The organism is Dongia sp. (assembly GCF_041905885.1).
Lineage (GTDB): Bacteria > Pseudomonadota > Alphaproteobacteria > Dongiales > Dongiaceae > Dongia.
The window spans coordinates 17242-34529 of record NZ_JAYRKD010000034.1 but is presented as its reverse complement, the minus strand read 5'-3'; the positions used below and the strand labels follow the sequence as shown (position 1 = coordinate 34529).

18 protein-coding genes are annotated in these 17288 nt (G+C 67.2%); 6 read left to right on the top strand and 12 right to left on the bottom strand.

The window, feature by feature from the left end; genetic code table 11:
- Positions 1-48: 48 nt before the first annotated feature.
- From ACH2CY_RS24740 to ACH2CY_RS24730, 3 genes are all read right to left on the bottom strand, one after another.
- The gene (locus ACH2CY_RS24740; protein WP_395022476.1) at positions 49-228 is read right to left on the bottom strand and encodes a hypothetical protein; all 180 of its coding nucleotides are present in this window, start codon (positions 226-228) and stop codon (positions 49-51) included.
- Positions 225-407: a hypothetical protein gene (locus ACH2CY_RS24735; protein ID WP_395022475.1), complete on the bottom strand. Its 183-nt coding sequence runs from the start codon at positions 405-407 to the stop codon at positions 225-227. Before ACH2CY_RS24735 ends, ACH2CY_RS24740 begins: the two co-directional genes overlap by 4 nt.
- A gap of 104 nt (positions 408-511) precedes the next feature.
- On the bottom strand, positions 512-703 hold the full coding sequence (locus ACH2CY_RS24730) for a hypothetical protein (protein WP_395022474.1): 192 nt from the start codon (positions 701-703) through the stop codon (positions 512-514).
- Positions 704-920: 217 nt separating this feature from the next.
- Here ACH2CY_RS24730 and pyrB point away from each other — a divergent pair, with 217 nt between their 5' ends.
- On the top strand, positions 921-1967 hold the full coding sequence (gene pyrB, locus ACH2CY_RS24725) for an aspartate carbamoyltransferase (RefSeq protein WP_395022472.1): 1047 nt from the start codon (positions 921-923) through the stop codon (positions 1965-1967).
- Between the two features lie 7 nt (positions 1968-1974).
- Here pyrB and cax read toward each other — a convergent pair whose 3' ends face one another.
- Together cax and ACH2CY_RS24715 are read right to left on the bottom strand one after the other, a co-directional pair.
- Positions 1975-3033 (bottom strand): calcium/proton exchanger, encoded by a 1059-nt coding sequence (cax, locus tag ACH2CY_RS24720; protein ID WP_395022470.1) that lies wholly within the window; start codon positions 3031-3033, stop codon positions 1975-1977.
- Positions 3030-4754, bottom strand: a complete 1725-nt coding sequence (locus ACH2CY_RS24715; protein ID WP_395022469.1) for a SulP family inorganic anion transporter — start codon at positions 4752-4754, stop codon at positions 3030-3032. The genes cax and ACH2CY_RS24715 overlap by 4 nt, the downstream gene beginning before the upstream one ends.
- Positions 4755-4925: 171 nt before the next feature.
- Here ACH2CY_RS24715 and ACH2CY_RS24710 point away from each other — a divergent pair, with 171 nt between their 5' ends.
- Complete coding sequence (locus tag ACH2CY_RS24710; protein WP_395022468.1) at positions 4926-5825, top strand: DMT family transporter; 900 nt, start codon at positions 4926-4928, stop codon at positions 5823-5825.
- A 115-nt stretch (positions 5826-5940) separates the two neighbouring features.
- On the opposite strand, the gene ACH2CY_RS24705 is transcribed toward ACH2CY_RS24710, so the two are convergent.
- The gene (locus tag ACH2CY_RS24705) at positions 5941-6195 is read right to left on the bottom strand and encodes a DUF1127 domain-containing protein (protein WP_395022467.1); all 255 of its coding nucleotides are present in this window, start codon (positions 6193-6195) and stop codon (positions 5941-5943) included.
- 164 nt (positions 6196-6359) lie between these two features.
- On the opposite strand from ACH2CY_RS24705, the gene ACH2CY_RS24700 reads away from it, so the two are divergent.
- Positions 6360-7304 carry a LysR substrate-binding domain-containing protein gene (locus ACH2CY_RS24700; protein WP_395022466.1) on the top strand — a complete coding sequence of 315 codons (945 nt, stop codon included), beginning with the start codon at positions 6360-6362 and terminating at the stop codon, positions 7302-7304.
- A gap of 9 nt (positions 7305-7313) precedes the next feature.
- Here ACH2CY_RS24700 and ACH2CY_RS24695 read toward each other — a convergent pair whose 3' ends face one another.
- From ACH2CY_RS24695 to ACH2CY_RS24685, 3 genes are all read right to left on the bottom strand, one after another.
- Positions 7314-7778, bottom strand: coding sequence for a PAS domain-containing protein (locus tag ACH2CY_RS24695; RefSeq protein WP_395022464.1), 465 nt, complete (start codon positions 7776-7778; stop codon positions 7314-7316).
- A 92-nt stretch (positions 7779-7870) separates the two neighbouring features.
- The gene (locus ACH2CY_RS24690) at positions 7871-9010 is read right to left on the bottom strand and encodes an FAD-dependent oxidoreductase (protein WP_395022462.1); all 1140 of its coding nucleotides are present in this window, start codon (positions 9008-9010) and stop codon (positions 7871-7873) included.
- 3 nt (positions 9011-9013) lie between these two features.
- A complete protein-coding gene (locus ACH2CY_RS24685; protein ID WP_395022461.1) occupies positions 9014-9619 on the bottom strand; it encodes a HupE/UreJ family protein in 606 nt (201 codons plus the stop codon).
- Positions 9620-9802: 183 nt separating this feature from the next.
- On the opposite strand from ACH2CY_RS24685, the gene ACH2CY_RS24680 reads away from it, so the two are divergent.
- The 3 genes from ACH2CY_RS24680 to ACH2CY_RS24670 are packed head-to-tail and all read left to right on the top strand — an operon-like array spanning position 9803 to position 10983.
- Positions 9803-10096, top strand: coding sequence for a hypothetical protein (locus tag ACH2CY_RS24680; RefSeq protein ID WP_395022460.1), 294 nt, complete (start codon positions 9803-9805; stop codon positions 10094-10096).
- Between the two features lie 12 nt (positions 10097-10108).
- Complete coding sequence (locus ACH2CY_RS24675) at positions 10109-10516, top strand: OsmC family protein (RefSeq protein WP_395022459.1); 408 nt, start codon at positions 10109-10111, stop codon at positions 10514-10516.
- Positions 10513-10983: a TspO/MBR family protein gene (locus tag ACH2CY_RS24670; protein ID WP_395022458.1), complete on the top strand. Its 471-nt coding sequence runs from the start codon at positions 10513-10515 to the stop codon at positions 10981-10983. The genes ACH2CY_RS24675 and ACH2CY_RS24670 overlap by 4 nt, the downstream gene beginning before the upstream one ends.
- A 14-nt stretch (positions 10984-10997) precedes the next feature.
- On the opposite strand, the gene ACH2CY_RS24665 is transcribed toward ACH2CY_RS24670, so the two are convergent.
- The 3 genes from ACH2CY_RS24665 to ACH2CY_RS24655 all read right to left on the bottom strand — a co-directional run bounded on the left by ACH2CY_RS24665 (position 10998) and on the right by ACH2CY_RS24655 (position 17261).
- Positions 10998-12440, bottom strand: a complete 1443-nt coding sequence (locus ACH2CY_RS24665) for a methyl-accepting chemotaxis protein (protein ID WP_395022456.1) — start codon at positions 12438-12440, stop codon at positions 10998-11000.
- 168 nt (positions 12441-12608) lie between these two features.
- Positions 12609-12908, bottom strand: coding sequence for a hypothetical protein (locus tag ACH2CY_RS24660; RefSeq protein WP_395022454.1), 300 nt, complete (start codon positions 12906-12908; stop codon positions 12609-12611).
- A 12-nt stretch (positions 12909-12920) separates the two neighbouring features.
- A complete protein-coding gene (locus tag ACH2CY_RS24655; RefSeq protein WP_395022453.1) occupies positions 12921-17261 on the bottom strand; it encodes a DEAD/DEAH box helicase in 4341 nt (1446 codons plus the stop codon).
- Positions 17262-17288 lie beyond the last annotated feature (27 nt).

The window sequence follows — 17288 nt, the reverse complement described above, 5'->3', positions numbered from 1 at the left end:
TCTTGTGTTCCCTCGAGTCGCGCGACCCGAGGTCGGTCGAAGGCGGCATCATTGCAGCCGGTCGTTGGTCATCTCCTGATACTTCATCTTCTGGATATAGTGCTTCTGGCCCCAGGTCAGATTGGGATCGTTCGGGTTGGGCGGCGTGGCCGGATACTGGTTGCCCCCGCAGCCGGCGAGCCACAGGCCGAGAGCAAGCAGCGCGGAAAGGGGGCGGCGAGAGTTCACTGTCGTTGCCCCTCGCCCCACTGCCGGTACTTCTCCTTGCGGCGGTAGTATTCCTCCTGCCAGCTGCCCGGCGCGGGCGGCTGTTGCGGCGCGCAACCGGCGAGCAGAAGGCCCGCGACCGTCACCGCCAGGCCGATCACCCGGCGGCGCGGGAGCTTTGTCGAAAGCAACGTCTCCATTTGAATCCCGATCATAGGCTGGGGTCCGTTCTGCGTCATCGGGTACGAGAGGCCTAAGCCTTTGGATGCAGATCCCGGCGCCGCGCCGCAAGTAGCAGGCGCCGTCAGTTGAACGGCGCATCCGCGCCCGGCGACGGGCTGAGGTCGATGATCGCCTGGAGAATGCGGAGCCAGGCGGCGCGGCTCTCGGCATCGCCGACTTCGAGCGCGCGCTGCGCCGCCCATTGCTTCGCCGCCTCGGCGCCGCGACGGTGGATTAAGAACTTCGCCGAGCGCGCTGTTTCGACTTCATCCATCGCCTGAATCTAGGACTGCTTCCCGCCGCGAAAGTTATCCACGCAATCCCCAGCATGCGAGTCCTAGTTAAGCACGTTTCATGCGGCAATACGGAAGAATCCTGGGTCACTTGATCTGGCGTCGAGGCCGATACTGCGGAACGGCACAGCGTTCGGCTGCAAAGCGATTCGATCGCCGTCGCCCCGATCCCAAAACCGAATCCGGAGAGGTCACATCATGACTGCTCAACCTTCCCATCGGGCTTCCCATCGGGCAAAGCCGGCCTTCTCGCCCTTCACACCGCGCGACGTGAATTGGGCCGATCCCCCGCTTCACCCCAACCATCCGCTGGAAGCATTCCGCAACGCCGACGTGCTCAGCATGCGCGGCATGCCGCGGCACGCCATCGAGGCGCTGATCGACAGCGCCGCGGCGATCAAGGCACAGTTCAAGGACGTGGTCGCGGCCAAGCCGCTCGCCGGCAAGATCCTCGGCAGCCTGTTCTTCTCGACCAGCACCCGCACCCGCCTCTCCTTCGAGGCGGCTATGATCCGCATGGGCGGCGGCGTGGTCGGCTTCAGCACCAAGGAGGCATCGCGCCTTGGTGCCTTGCAGCCGGAGAGCCTGGAGGATACCGCCACCTGCATCTCGGCCTACTGCGACATCGCGGTGATGCGCCATCCCGACGTCGGCACGCCGAAGCTCTTCGCCGAACATTGCGGCGTGCCGGTGATCAACGGCGGCGACGGCATCGGCGCCGGATCCGAGCACCCAACCCAGACCATGATCGATCTCTTCACCATGCAGGAGCGCCTGGGGCGGATCGACGGGTTGAAGATCCTGATGATCGGCGGCCTGCATCTGCGCGCCGCGCATTCGCTGCTGCATGCTCTCTGCGCCTTCGACAAGGTCAAGGTCTATCTGCTCTCGGACGCGCCGGGCCGCTTGCCGGATGCCGAGCAGCACGCGATCGACGCTGCGGGCCTGGACTGGGAATGCGTCTCGGACGTGGCCGACGTCGCCGCGGAGGTCGATGTCATCTATCACAACGCTATGGGCGAGCACGCCTACTACATCGTGAAGCCGCAGTTCCTAATCGACCACGCCAGCGTCGCCCGGGCCAAGCCGGAGCTCATCGTCATGCATCCGCTGGACCGGCGCTGCGAGATCCCGGCAAGCTTCGACAACAGCCCGCATTCGGTCTACTTCCAGCAGGCGGCCAACGGCGTGCCGCTGCGGATGGCGCTGATGAACGCGATGATCGGCGATCCGCTGGCGCTCTGACCTGGCGTCAGGGGATCGGCGCGATCGGGAGGAAAAAGAAAGCGAGGCCGAGCACCAGGTAAACGGCCAGCAATTGGACGCCCTTCAGCCAGTCGGAGCGTCCGTCGCCGGCGACCTGGCCGGTGATCAGGACCGAGAGCAGCACGATCAGGACCAGGCCCGCGGGGAAGGCCAGGTCCATCGGCGCCGGCCCCAGGAACAGGCTGGTCAGCACCAGGAACGGCGCCACGAACAGCGCCACCTGGACGCTGGAGCCGATCGCGATTGAGAGCGAGAGATCCATGCGGTTCTTCATCGCGGCGCTGATCGCGGTCGCATGCTCGGCGGCGTTACCGACGATCGCCACCACGAAGACCCCGACGAAGACCGCGCTCAGGCCGAACTCGTGGGCGGTCGGCTCGATCGCCCCGACCATGATCTCGCTGATCCAGGCGATCGCCGCGGTGGAAAGGGCGAGTTCCAGCCCGGCGCGGGCCACCGAGGCGGGTGGCTTGCCCGCCTCCGCCGCGTGGGAACCGGCGAACAGCGCCGAATGCGTGACCAGGCTGAAGCCTAGGAAGCAGGCATAGACCAGGAGCAGCACGACCGAGATCGAGACGCTGAGATAGCCGAGCGTTTCCGGCGTGGTGCCGGCCGCGACCTGGAAGGCGGCCGGCAGGATCAAGGCGATGGCGGCGAGGGTCAGCATGGTCGCCTGGGAGCGCGCGCCGACCGGGTTGTAGCTCTGCTCGCGGTGGCGCATTCCGCCCGCCAGCATGGCGGCGCCGAGCACCAGCAGGATGTTGCCGACGATGGATCCCGCGATCGAAGCCTTGACCACGTCGTAGAGCCCGGCGCGCAAGGCCGCGAGGGCTATGATCAGCTCGGCCGCATTGCCGAAGGTGGCGTTGAGCAGCCCGCCGACGCCTTCGCCCATGCGCTCGGCCAGGGCCTCGGTGGCATGGCCCATGCGCGCCGCCAGCGGCAGGATCGCCAGGCAGGCGGTCGCGAAGATCAGCAGATAGCGATCGGGTGCCAGATGCTCGAGGCCGATCGCGACGGGAACCAGGACCAGAAGCCAGTTCATCGATCCTCCCAATCCACCCATTCGACGTCGTCGTGGGCCTTGAGGTATGCGTTGACGGCGGCGCCGAGCGTGGGGAAGAAGGCCGCCTCACCCAGCTCCGCGTAAAAGCCGAAGCGCTTCAGCTTGTCCTTCACCGGGTCCTTGAGCTCGGCGAAGCGCAGCGCGACGCCGGCCTCCTGCAGCGACTTCACCAGCTCCGCGAGGCTGTCATTGGCGGTCACGTCCACGCTGGTAACCGGCTCGGCGGCGATGACCAGCCAGCGGGTCGGGGTCGGCGCGGTTGCGATCACCTCGAGGACGCGCTCGCGAAAGAGCTCGGCATTGGCGAAGAACAGCGGCGCATCCCAGCGGAACAGCACCAGGCCGGGAACGCGGCGGGCATCGGGATAGCGGGTGATGTCGTGGTAGCCCTTGATGCCTTCGGCCCGGCCGAGGATCGCCGAATGCGGCCGCCAGCCGTCCCACAGGAACTCGATCACGGCCAGCACCACCGCGATGCCGATGCCGGGAATGGCGCCGAACACCGCGACGCCGGCGAAGCAGACGATCGAGAGCCAGAATTCCCAGCGCTGGATGCGATAGATCCGCACCAGGTCGCCGAACTCGAACAGGCCGATCGCCGAGGCGATGACCACGGCCGCCAGGGCCGCCGATGGCAGGTCCGCCAGCAGATTCGGTGCGAACACGAGCAGCAGCGCGACGGCGATCGCACCGACCACGCCGGTCAACTGGGTGCGGGCGCCGGCCGCCTCCGCCACCGGCGTGCGGGACGAGCTGCTGCTGATCGGAAAGCCCTGGAAGAAGCCGGCGGCGAAATTGGCGGCGCCGAGGCCGACCATTTCCTGGTTGGGATCGACCGGGCTCTTGAGGCGCGCGGCATAGGTGCGGGAAAGCACGCTGGTATCGGCGAAGGAAACCATGGCGACGGCGGCCCCGCCCAGCAGCACCGGGACCAGGTCGGCGGACGTCAGCCAAGGGATCGCGAAGCCCGGCAGGCCTTGCGGCAAGGGCCCAAGAACGGAGATGCCGGCAGTCGCGCCGAGATCGAGCACGCCGGCGATCACCGTCGCGCCGATCACGGCCAGCAGGATGCCCGGCACGCGTTTGAACCGCTTCAGCGCCAGGATCACGATCAGCGTGCCGGCGCCGATCGCGAACGCGGTCAGGTTGACCTCGCCATCGAAAATCGCCCGGACAATCGCGATGATGTTGCGCAAAGGCCCATCGCCTTCGATCTTAAAGCCGAGCAGCTTCGGGACCTGGCTGATCAGCACGGTTAGGGCGATGCCGTTCATGTAGCCGTAGCGGATCGGCTTCGACAGCAGCTCGGTGATGAAGCCGAGCTTGGCCAAGCCGGCGATGATGCAGATCACGCCGGAGACGATCGCCATGCCGCCGGCCAGTGCAACGGCGCGCATCGGGTCGCCCTGCGAGAGCGGCAGGACGACGCCGAGGATCAGCGCCGCCAGCGAAGAATCCGGCCCCAGCACCAGGATGCGGCTCGGACCGAACAGCGCATAGGCCAGCAGCGGCACGATGGTCGCGTAGAGACCGTAGATGCCGGGCACGCCAGAGGCCGCCGCATAGGCGATGCCGACCGGCACCAGCATGGTCGTCAGGACCAAACCCGCGACCAGATCGCGCGGCAACCAGTCAGCCTGGTAGTGCCGCAGAGTCACGAGTCCCGGCACCCAACGCATCCAGCCGATCTCTTTCGTCATTCGCGGAGTCCCGCCCCCACCTCTATCCCCACTTTGACCGTGAGTAGGCGCCGGGGGTTTGCGGCCGGTCAAGTTGGGCCAAAGGACCTGACAATTCCGCCGGCCTCCGCTACCTTTCAGGAAGTGCAATAACTCCACGACGGAGCCGCGGGACCCCGCCGGCAGATTTTCATGTCCACTGCGACTTCCAACGCCCGCGGCATCGCCGGGATGCTGTTTGCGACCGCGTCCTACGTGGTCTGCGATACCTTCATGAAGCTGGTGACCCTGGCCGGCGTGCCGCCGTTCGAGGTGCTGTTCGTGCGCGGCATCTTCGCCGTCGCCTGGTGCGCGGGACTGGTGCTGGTGCTGGGACAGTGGCGGGGCGTTGCCCGCGGCTTCACCCCCGCATCCCTGGCACGCGCCGCGTTCGAAACCGCCGGCGTCATGTTCTATATCGTCGCGCTCTCGATGATGCCGATCGCGGATGTGGTAGCGATCGAGCAGATCGCGCCGCTGATCTTCATCCTGATCATCGCCACGATCGGCCGCGAGCGCATCGGGCTGGTGCGGTTCGGGCTGATCGCCGCCGGCTTCGTCGGCGCGCTCCTGGTCGCCCAGCCGGACGCCAGCGGCTTCTCGACCGCGGCCCTGCTGGCCTTCGCCAGCGCCCTCTTCCTCGCGCTCCGCGACGTGGCCGGACGCAAGGTCTCATCGGATATCCCGGCGCTGGTCGCGACCCTCGCCACCAACATCGTGGTGCTGGCGGCATCCGGCATCGGCATGGTCGTCACCGAAACCGTGGTGCTGCCGAGCGCGCGGAACACCCTCTATCTGGTCGCCTCCGGCTTCTTCGTGACCCTGGGACATTTCGGCGTGTTCATGGCCTACCGGCTCGGTGCGCCGGCGGTGATTGCGCCGTTCTTCTACAGCTTCGCGGTCTGGGCGATGCTGTCGGGCCTGATCGTGTTCAACGAGTGGCCCAATCCGCTCGCCTTGCTCGGGATCGCGACGATCGTCGCCAGCGGGCTGGGCATCATCCTGGTCGACCGGCGCAAGCCGCGCCCGATCGAGCCGATCCTGCCCGAATGAACAAAGCCCCATGAAAAAAGCGCCGGGGGGACGACCCGGCGCTCAGAAGGTTTGGGCTGGTCGCTGCAAGCGACCGCCAGCCGCCCCGCGATCGGGGCGGCCGGCGGGTGAAGGATCAGGCCGCTTCCTGGGTCAGGATGACCGGGCCGCTGGCGCTGGTGTGGAAGGGAACCGCGCGGACTTCGCGCAGGATCGAGCGGATGGTGGCCATCACGCCGGAGAAGGCCTGGTCGGCGACGGCGTAACCGGCCGGCAGCGCCGGATCGGCGGCGAGACGCAGGGTCCCGTCCTCGCCACGCACCAAGCCGATATCCATCAGCTGGCGGTCGTCGTGATCGGCCAATTCGCGCACCAGGGTCCGGTTGTTCATGATAGTCACTCCTTCTAAACAGTCGGCGGGGTCATCTCGTTCGCCCTCGCTCCATAGCTTGCATATTTAGCTGGTTCGCTGGGATTTTCGACTGAGTTCGGGTGTGATTTCTGTTAAGCTGGGCTAAACAGACGACTTAACCTCCCGTTAAGGGATAACCGGCCATGGCGACACCCCCGGAAACCAAGAAGCCGGCCCAGACCCGCATGCCGGCGCTGGCGGCGCTGCGCGCCTTCGAGGCCGCGGCCCGGTTGGGCTCGGTCAGGCGCGCAGCCGAGGAACTGCATGTGACCCCGGCGGCGGTCACCCAACAGATCCGGGCCTTGGAGGCCGATCTCGGCCTCGCTGTGGTGCAGAAGCGCGGCAACGCGCTGGAGCTGACCGAGGCCGGCCTGCGCGGTAAGGATCCGCTGATCAACGCCTTTCGCCAGATGCAGCAGGCGGTGGAACGGATGCGCCAGCGCAAGGCGCCGCGCCGGCTGCGCCTCAGCGTCGAGCCGGCCTTTGCCGTCAACTGGCTGATCAGCCGCCTGCCCCGCTATCGCGAGCTGCCCAATGCGCTCGACGTGCTGCTCGACCCGACCAAAACCGTTGTCGATCTCGCCGGCAACGAGGCCGATCTCGCGATCCGCTTCGGCCGCGGCCATTACCCCGGCCTGGAATCGATCGATCTCTTCGAGGACGAGATCCTGCCGGTCTGCGCGCCGGACTATCTGAAACGCCACCCGATCTCCAAACCGAAAGACCTGGTGCAGCACCAGCTGCTGCGCCTGGACTGGTCGAGCCGCGAAGGCCTGTGGCCGGACTGGCCGGCCTGGTTCGAGGCGGCGGGCGTTTCCGATCTCGGTTCGGAAAGCGACCGCCAGCGCGACATGACCTTCCCCGACAGCAACCTCCTGCTGCGCGCCGCGGTCGGCGGCCAGGGTGTCGCGCTCGGCCAGACCTCGCTGGTGAAGGATTTCATCGACAGCAAGCAGCTGGTGGCGCCGATCTCCAAGCGGCTGAAGACCGGCTTCCGCTATCACCTGGTCTATCCGCTGGGCGCCGACCAGCGGCCGGAGATCGCCCTCTTTCGCGACTGGATCGTCGGCGAGGCGCATGGCAAGTGAGATGGCCGGCTAGGCTGTGCTCCTCCGCAGGAAGTCCACGAAGACCATCATCATCTCGATCTCGCCGCCCGCCGGACCCAAGGGCAGCTGGGCGGATTCGATGAACTTGAACTCCTTGAAGGGGCCGAGATAGGCCGGGCGGTAGAAGCGCGGCATCCGGTGCTCCAGCACCCAGAGGTGATGCTGCCAGATCGGGTTGGGTGACCGCTGCATCGGGATTTCGGACATCCGCTTGCCGGTCCATTCCGCGCTCATGTTCTCGCGCACGCGGGTGCCGATGTAGCGATAGCGGAAGTCGAGCGGATCGCGCTCCACGTCGACCAACACCATGTTGCGCGAGAGCTTCGGCTCATCCAGCAGCGGGTCGAAATCGGCGCGGGCGGGAAACACGCGGTCGCCCTTCTTGCGCAACCAGTATTCATAGCCCGCGCGCGTGATCGGCGACCGCAGATCCGCGGCTTCGATGGCCGCCAATGCTGGATCGCCGATGGCCGACAGAGCTTGCCTCCCAGAAGGCCGGGACATCCCGGCACGCCCGCCAGCCTAGTCCTTGATGGCCGCCGCCGCTAGCGGACGATGGGCGCGGTGGCCGAGGCCTGGCGTTGCAGCGCCGGACGATCGAGGCGCAGCTCGGGCGGGTGAAGCGCGCCGTCCATCACGTCGGCGACCAGGCGGCCGAGCGCCGGGCCGAACTTGAAGGCATGGCCGGCGCAGCCGCAGGCGAGCGTGACGGGTCCTCGATTGTCGACGATGAAGTCGGCGTCCGGAGTCATGGTCCAGGGATGGCGCTGGCTCAGCCTCGCGCGTGCCGGCATGCCGGGCAGGCGCTGCTTCAGCCAGTTGAGGATGCGGCATTCCTCGTCCGGATCGAAGCTCCAGTCGGTGACATCCGGTTGCCAGCCGGTGCTGCCGGCATCGAAGGCGATCTTGTAGCCGACGCCCGGCACCGGATGACCATAGACGCCGCCTGCCGCCGAGGTCTCCCATTCGGCGATGCCGGGACGCCCGACCTGATCCGGCGCGTCGAGGAAAGTCACCTGGGCCACCGAAGGCGCCAGCGGCAGGTCGATGCCGATCGGCTCCAGCAGCGCAGTGCTCCAGGGGCCGGCGGCGATCACCACGCGCTCGGCGCTGATGCGCCGCGGTCCGGCGACGACGACAGGCCGCGCCGCGCCGAGTTCGATCGCGGTCACGCGTTCGCGCTGGTGCAGAACCGCGCCCGCCTGCGCCGCCGCCGCGGCCAGCGCCAGCATCCCCTGCTCCGCCAGCACGGTGCCGCCATCGGCATGGTAGAGGCCGATCTCGCCGGCCAGCGGCTTGAGCTCGGGCATCAGGCGGCGGAGTTCCGTGGCATCGGCGGCGCGGATCGCACCGCCTTGGGCGCGCACCGTGTCGTGGATCGCCTGCAGCTTGGCGGCGGGACCGAGATCGATCTGGCCGGTCAGATGCAAGATGCCGCGGCCGGTCGCGGCTTCGAGATCGCGCCAGGCGCGCAAGGCATCCTGCGCCAGCTTCACGTAGAAGGGCTGGTCGTAGGCGATGCGGATCGAGCGCGACAGACCGGTCGATGAGGTGACCGGATGGCCACTGCCCAGGCGATCGAGCAGCACGGTCTTGCGCTTGCGCCGCGCCAGTTCGAGCGCGGTCGCCAGGCCGAAGACGCCGCCGCCGATGACGGCGCAGTCGAAAGTCTGCGCGGGAGTCAAATCTCAGATGACGCCGGTCAGGATCGCGACACCTGCCACCGCCATGGCGCCGCCGCCGAACCGGATCACGCGCGGCGAATAGCTCCGGCCGAACCTGGCGATGCCGATCCCGAGGCCGACGCCGGTGCCATGCAGCAGTGCGGTCGCCAGCATGAACCCCAATCCGTATTCGAGGCCGGAAACATCGATCGGCATCTCGGCGCCGTGGGCATGGCCGTGGAAGATCGCAAAGATCCCGACCAGCGCCATCGCCGCCGCGACCGGCCACTTCCGTTGCAACGCGACGGCAAGGCCGAGGAAGATGACCGAGGCCGCGATGCCGGCTTCGACGGAGGGCACGGCGATCCCGGCAATCCCGAGCGCGCCGCCGATCGCCATGACCGAAACGAAGGTCAGCGGCACGGCCCAGAGCACGCGGCCGCCGAGATTGGCCGCGAACATGCCGACCGCGACCATGGCGAGGACATGATCGATGCCGGTGACCGGATGGACGAAGCCATGCACGAAGCCGGAGGTGGAGCCGACACCGACATGCGCCCAGGCGGCGGTCGGAAGAAGAACGGCGACGCTCGCGACGGCAGCGCGCAGCATGGTCCGGCCACTGGGCATCGAAGACTCCCTGTTGCAGTTCATCGCGCTTTTCTCAAATCTTCCATACGGGTCGGGACTGGTCAACGATTCCGAACGCAACTGCACAACGAACTTCGCCCAAGCGGCGGACGCGGCGCGGGGTTGGCCGATCATTTGCCTACCAATGCGGCACCGAGCGCCGCGCTTTTGAGCAGGAATACGATGGCACAGCGCAAGCGGTCGAACCTGGTGGCGCATCTGCTGCGCGGCAATTCCATCGCGACGCCGCCCGTGGTCGTGTTGAACCCATGGATCGGGCATAACGGCGGGCCGCTGCCGGACGATCTCGATCCGAACGGCTCCTGGCGGCTCTACTGCTGGACCAAGGCGCATAATGAGGCCTGGAAGACGCCGCCGAAGGAGATCGCCTTGCGCCGGCTGGCCCGTGCTGAAGAGCTCGGCATGAGCTACCGCGACTACACTGCGGTGATCCTCGACAGCGGGAAGTTTCTCTAAGGGACCCATGCCATGACGCAGATGACGGTCGAGTTGCGCAACATCGGCGGCACCGAGGCGGCGCTCGGCTGGGCCGGTGCGCATACCCTGGTCGTCGATCGCCCGGAGGGCAAGGCGGGCGGCCAGGGGCTCGGCTTCAATGGTGGGCAGCTGCTCGCGCTTGCGATCGGTGGCTGCTTCTGCAACGACCTTCGCTATGTCGCGCATGCGCGAGGCATCGCGCTCGCCGGCATCTCGGTCCAGGTAACGCTCGATCTCAGCGGCGAACCGCTGCTGGCAACCGGCGCGACGATGCTTGTGGAGTGTGAACTGCCGGAGGGTGGCGACGTCCGGGCATTGATCGCCGAGGCCGAGCGGATCAGCACCGTCGCGAACTCGCTGAAGATCGGCGTGCCGGTGCGGATAAGCGTCACGCCATGAAGCGCGATCTGGGATATGCAGCGATCGCGGCGGTCAGCGTCGTCGCCGTTCTGGTCCTGGGGCAGATCGCGACCTTTCCGCACCTGGAGCCCTGGTATGCCGGCCTGGCGAAGCCGACGTTCAATCCGCCGAACTGGGTGTTCGGACCGGCCTGGACCGCACTCTATGCACTGATGGGTTTCGCGCTTTGGCGCGTGCTGCGTTCGGCCGACCGGTTGAGGCGCGTGGCGGTGTTGTTGTTCACCGTGCAACTGCTCCTGAATGCGGCCTGGTCCTGGATGTTCTTCGCGGCGGAGAATCCCGGCGCCGGCTTGGTGAACATCATCCCGCAATGGATCGTGATCGTCGCCACGGCCGCGGTTTTCTGGCGCGTGGATCGGATCGCGGGACTTTGCCTGCTGCCGCTGATCGCATGGGTGGGCTTCGCGACCGCCCTCAACTTTGAGATCTGGCGGCTGAACGGCTGAGCGCGCTGCCGTCCCTAGCTCTGCCGGAAGCCCATGCGGAAGGCGCCCCAGCGGCGGCCCTTGACATGAACCGGGGCCGAGAGGTCCTTCATCAGCACGAACTTGCCGCCGCCCATGTCGCGGCGATAGGTCTGCAGCAGGAAGGGCTTGGTGTTGTTCGCGGTCTTCTGCACCGCGCGGTCCTTGAAGATCCGGCGGTTGCGGCAGTTGGCTGTGTTCCAGACCGGATCGGATCCCTGCGGCTTGCTGTATTGCGGGTTGTGGGTCGGGAGATAGCCGCCGCTGGTCCAGGCGACGCAGAAGGCGATGCGCGGGTCGAGTGCCAGCAGCGGGTCCTGGATCGCGGGCAGCACCCGGTCGGTAAAGGAAGTGTACTTGGTGAGGTACTGCTTCGGGTTGGAGTTCGGGACCTCGCGGTAGTTCTCGTCGAACAGGTCCTCGAGCGTAATCTCGCCGCTGTCGATCGCCTGGTTGAACACCGCTTCGACCTTCTGTGCGGCTTCAAGCACGGCGCGGATCAGCGGCGTGTCCGGCGTCTCGACGCCGCTCTCGGCGATATACTCGATCAGGGTCTCGCTGAGCTTCAACAGGCCTTCGACGCGTTCCTCCGCCTGCTTCAGGTTGACCGAGGAAGCCTCCACGCCCTTGGTGAGGTCGTCCAGCGCCAGGATCACGGTGTCGCAATGCTGCAGGTTGTCCGCAGCGGTGGACGCGATCGAGTTCACTTCCCGATCGGCCGCCTCGAAGCCGTCATGCACCCGCTCGATCACGCCCTGGATCTGGCTGGTGCTCTGCCCCACCTGTTTCGCGCGCGAGGTCGCGACGCTGCTCTCGGTGATGACGTTGCCGATCTGCGAGGTCAGGTCATGCACCGTCTCGTTGATCTGGCGCGTCGCCTGGCGGGTCTGCTCGGCGAGACTCTTCACCTCGCTCGCCACCACGCTGAAGCCGCGGCCCATGGCGCCGGCCCGGGCGGCCTCGATTGTGGCGTTCAGCGCCAGGAGATTGGTCTGCTTGGCGATGGTCTCGATCGTGCCGGAGAAGCCGGCGACCTGCTCCAGCACGGTGTTGACGGTGTTGAGGCGCTCGGCGATCCGGCCGACCGCGGAAATCAGCTCGGAAATATCCGAAACAGCACCGTTGACGGCGCTGCGGGATTCCGCGACTTCGGCGCCGGCGATCGAGGCCGCCGACTGCGCGGCCTTGGCGGCCCGGTCGATCTCGTGGTTGGTCGCGACCATGGCCTTGGCGGTCTCGTCCAGGGCTTTGAACTTCTGTGCCTGGTCGGTGACCCGGCCGGCGACGTCCTCGACGTTGCCGGCGATGTCCGCCATCTCGACGCCGAGCGTGCCGATCCGGTCGGCCATCTCGGTGATCAGCCGGTCCTTGTCGATTTCCTTGGTCGCCGTGTGAGGTTGTTCCGGGGTCGGTCGGGGGCTGGACCGTTCGCCTGTCATTGACGCATCGCCCGATATGGCGCGTTTGCGGTCATTTTTCCTCCCAAAGATCAATGCTGGCGCCATCTGCATAGCGGCATCTTCGTTGGGAAAGTTTACCAATCCGTTTTCATAGGGCGTCAATTCGACCAAAGATCGATATGTGTAGAATTGTCGCAGCAGGCCGGGTCAGCGATGCGGGCCCATATGGAGCTCGAAGGTCCCGACCGCAATTTCCGGCGAATTGTGCCACTGCAGGTCGTGCACCTTGGATTCGGGTGTCAGCTGCCGCGCGCTGTCGATGCGATTGATCCAGCCGTCGATGTTGAGCCGCGGCGTCGGGTACTTCGCGTCGAGCGCCGCGATGAGGTCGGCCAGCTGCTGATAGCGGTGCGACTTGTCTTCCGACAGGAATCGGATCTTGAGCGACGCCGGCTTGCCGGCGGCGATGTCGGCCAAGGCTTTCGCCGCAGAATCTTCACGCTCCAAGCGTCAACCCTCCTAACCGAGATCGGCGAAATGGCGGGGAGCAGCGGAGCGGAGCAGCTTCTTCTTCGCCTCCCAATGCTCGGCGGGCTCGAGGCTCGCGGTGTATTCGACCTTGCCGCCGGATAGCGTCGCCATCGGGATGCCGTCCTTGAACAGAATCCGGTTGCCGGTCAATGCACTGAGCTTGTTGCCCGGCGTCAGGATGCCGACCAGATTCAGCGGATCGGCGCCGGAGATCGAGACCCACTCCCCGCTCGGCGCCTTGCGGCGCATCTCGCGCAACGCGCCAACCGCGTCGGGCAGCGCATATTGCTCGCCGGAGAATCCGGCAACGAAGCGGCCGCCGCGAATCTCGCCGCGCGCTTCCATGCGGCGATAGACCTTCAGGAGCTCGCGCCAGGGCGGCAGGAAAGCCGCCTCGCGGCCGAGCAGTCGCCAGAACACGACGCCGTAGCGGCGCAGCAAGGTGCGCGCCATATGCTCGACCGCGGCGTCGCGCAGCTTCGGGTCGGCGGATTGCGTGGCGCGGCGCATCAGCGCCCAGCGGCCGCCATTGTCCATGTCGAAGGGCAGCACATGGCCGCGCCGCCGCCCGCCGCCGATCGGCTTCCGCTTCTCCTGCGGCACCAGCAATGCCCGTAAGCCGCCGAAGCTGTCGGAGTTCACCAGGCCGAGATTGACCAGCTCGCCCAGCGCATCCTCGACCTGCGGTCGCAGCAGGCCGCTTTCGGCGACCAGCTCGTCGAAGAAGGAAGCGCCGTGGGCTTTCAGCGCATCGAGCACGGCCTGGGCGCGCGGGCTCGGCTCGAGATTGGATTTCGTCTCGCCCACCAGCGCCATCCAGAGCGGCGCCGAACGGCGCTCCATCACCGCGATCGGCGTGGTGCGCACGGGCGAAGCGACGCGGTCCTTGTCCTTGCCGCCGACCGCGGGCGTGAGGCGGGCCCACGAGAGACGGCCGGAGAGGCAGAGATCGTCGAACCAGCTGGGCTCGTAGGCCTTGATGCGCGCGGGCAGGATCTCGGTTTCCCAGGCCCCGGCCGGCGCCTCGAAGCCTTCGAGCCCGGCCACGGCAACGGTCATGGCATCCGGGCCTTCGAGCCGCGACTCTCCGGCAACGCGCTGCCATTGGAACAGGAAGCGCAGGAAGTCCTTGGCCGCCACCGGCTCGATCTCGGCACGCAGACGCCGCAACGTGTAGTGATGGATGCGCGAGAGCAGGCGCCGGTCGCACCATTCCTCCTCGTTGCCGCCGGCGGTGAAGCGCCCGCGCATGACGAAGCCTTCGATCTCCAGCGCGATCAAGGCGGCCTCGACATCGGCGGCTTCGAGTCCGAGCGGCATGGCGAGCGATGTCGCCGTCACCGGGCCGAGGCCTTCGAGCCGACCGCGGATGATCTCGACCAGGGCTTCCTCGCGGGTCTGGGCGAAGACTTCGCCGCTGCTGACCGGCGGCACGCTCGGCGCATCGGGCCAGACCAGACGGAACTGGTTGAGCCGCTCGGTCGCGATCCAGAGCCGCGTGGTGCCGGTCTCCAGCCGGGTCACCCGCTTGTCCGCCGCCAGCGCGCTCAGCCAGTGCAGCCAATCCGGCCTTGCGCGCGCCTCGTCATTGGTGACCGACGAGAGCCAGAGCAGTGAATCATGCAGCTCCTCGGCATTGGCCGGCTCCGGCCAAGCCTCTTCCTTGACGCGGGTGATGGCTTCGCTGTCGAGGCGGCCGAGATCGGCGGCGCTTTCCGCATCCATCCAGCGGCGGCCCATGACGGCCTGGGTGCGGCGTTCCTCCAGCGGCGCGTCGTCGAGGAAGGCATAGGGTCGTGCGGAGAGCACTTCGAGCGCCAGCGGCGAGGGCTGGGTCAGATCGACGGCGACGATGCGGATCTCGCCCGCCTCGATGCGCCTCAGCAGTGTCTCCAGGCCCTCGATGTCCATGGCCTCATGCAGGCAGTCGTAGATCGCCTGGTTGGTCAGCGGATGATCGGGGATCTCACGCTCGCCGACCAGGTTCTCGGCGCAGGCGATCTGGTCGGGGAAGACCGCGGCCACCAGATCCTCGGCCTGCATGCGCATGAATTGCGGCGGCACCTTCTTGCCGCCCTGAAAGCGCGGCAAGGCCAGCGAGACCCCGGCAACCCAGCGCCAGCGCACGTTGAACATCGGCGCGTCGAGCAGCGCCTGGGTGAGGATCTGCCGCACGCTGGAGGAATGGAGATAGCGCGCGACCTCGGCCAAGTCGAAGCTGTGCGCGGAAGTCAGCGACAGAACGATGTTGTCCTCGGTCGCGGCGGCTTGAAGTTCAAAGTTGAACTTGCGGCAGAAGCGTTTCCGCAAGGCGAGGCCCCAGGCGCGGTTGATCCGGCTGCCATAGGGCGTGTGGATGACCAGCTGCTGCCCGCCCGCCTCGTCGAAGAAGCGCTCCAGGACGATGGTGTCCTTGCTGGGGATGGCGCCGAGCGCCGCCTTGCCGGCGGCGAGGTATTCGACCTCCTGCTCGGCCGCGGCCTCGGCGACGCCGACTTCCTCGATCAGCCAGGGCAGCACGGAATCCGGCTTGGCTTCCAGGCGCTGCGCGATCTCCTTGCGGAGCCGCGAGACGGAATCCGAAAGCTCGTCGCTGCGGCCCGGCGCCTCGCCGAGCCAGAAGGGAATGGTCGGCGGCTGGCCATGCGCGTCCTCGACCCGCACCTGGCCGCGCTCGACCCGGATGATCTGGTAGGAGGCGTTGCCGAGCTGGAACACGTCGCCGGCCAGACTCTCGATGGCGAAATCCTCGTTGACCGTGCCGATGACGTGGTTCTCCGGCTCCAGCAGCACCTGGTAGTCGGCGGTGTCCGGGATCGTGCCGCCGGAAGTGAGCGCGGTCAAACGCGCGCCGCGCCGGCCGCGCACGACCTTGTTGATCGTGTCCCAGTGGATCAGCGCACCACGCCGGCCGCGCCGCGTGGTGAAGCCCTCGGCCAGCATCTTCAGGACTTCGTTGAACTCCGGCCGCGTGAGGTCGCGATAGGGCCAGGCGCGGGTGAAGCGCTGGAAGAGATCGTCCTCGCTCCAGTCCTGCGCCGCGCATTCCGCGACGATCTGCTGGGCGATGACGTCGAGCGGCTTCAAGGGCACCTCGAGCTTGTCCAGCTCGCCGCGGCGCACGCTGTCGAACAAGGCCGAGCATTCGACCAGCTCATCGCGCGAGAGCGGGAACAGATGCCCCTTCGGCGTGGCGCCGACCGCGTGGCCGGAACGGCCGACCCGCTGCAGGAAGCTCGCAATGCTGCGTGGCGAACCCAGCTGGCAAACGAGATCGACGTCGCCGATATCGATGCCGAGCTCCAAGGACGCGGTGGCGACCAGCGCGCGGAGCTGGCCGAATTTCAGGCGCTGCTCGGCGGCGAGCCGGTGCTCCTTCGCCATGCTGCCGTGATGCGCGGTGACCGCGGTCTCGCCGAGCCGTTCCGAGAGCGCGCGCGCCACCCGCTCCGCCATCCGCCGCGTGTTGACGAAGACCAAGGTGGTGCGATGCGCCTCGATCAACTGCTGCAGCCGATCGTAGACGTTGAGCCAGCATTCCGCCGACATCACCGCTTCCAACGGCTGGCCCGGAACTTCGATCTCCAGTTCGCGGTGGCGCTGGTGGCCGGTATCGACGATGCGCACCTTCGGCGCGCCACCCGATCCGCCGGTGCCGGCGAGGAGATTCATCACCGTGTCGACCGGCTTCTGGGTCGCGGAGAGTCCGATCCGCAACAGGTTGTCGCCGCAGAGCGCCGCGAGCCGTTCCAGGGACAGCGCCAGATGCGCGCCGCGCTTGTTGCCGGCCATGGCGTGGATTTCATCGACGATCACCCAGCGCGTGGTCTCCAGCATCTTCCGCCCGGATTCCGAGCCCAGCAGGATGTAGAAGGATTCCGGCGTGGTGACGACGATATGCGGCGGGCGCTTGGCCATCTTCGCGCGTTCGGAGGACGGCGTGTCGCCGGTCCTGACCCAGGTCCGGATCTCGACATCGGGCAAGCCGCGCTCCTGCAGCGCGGCGCGGATGCCGGCGATCGGCGCTTCGAGATTCTTCTGGATGTCGTTGGAGAGCGCCTTCAGCGGCGAGACATAGACGATCTGGGTCTGGTCGGTGAGCGTGCCGTCGAGGCCCTGGCGCACCAGCCCGTCGATCGCGGCGAGAAAGGCCGCCAAGGTCTTGCCCGACCCGGTCGGTGCCGCAATCAGCGTGTGCTCGCCGGCCTTGATCGCGGGCCAGGCCTGGGCCTGGGCCGGCGTCGCTTCCGGGAAATGCCGGGCGAACCAGTCCGCCACGGCAGAATGGAAGAGATCGAGGGGCAGCATTGTCGGGGATCGAAGCTCCATGCGGGGCTCGGCAGTCTCTGCATATGG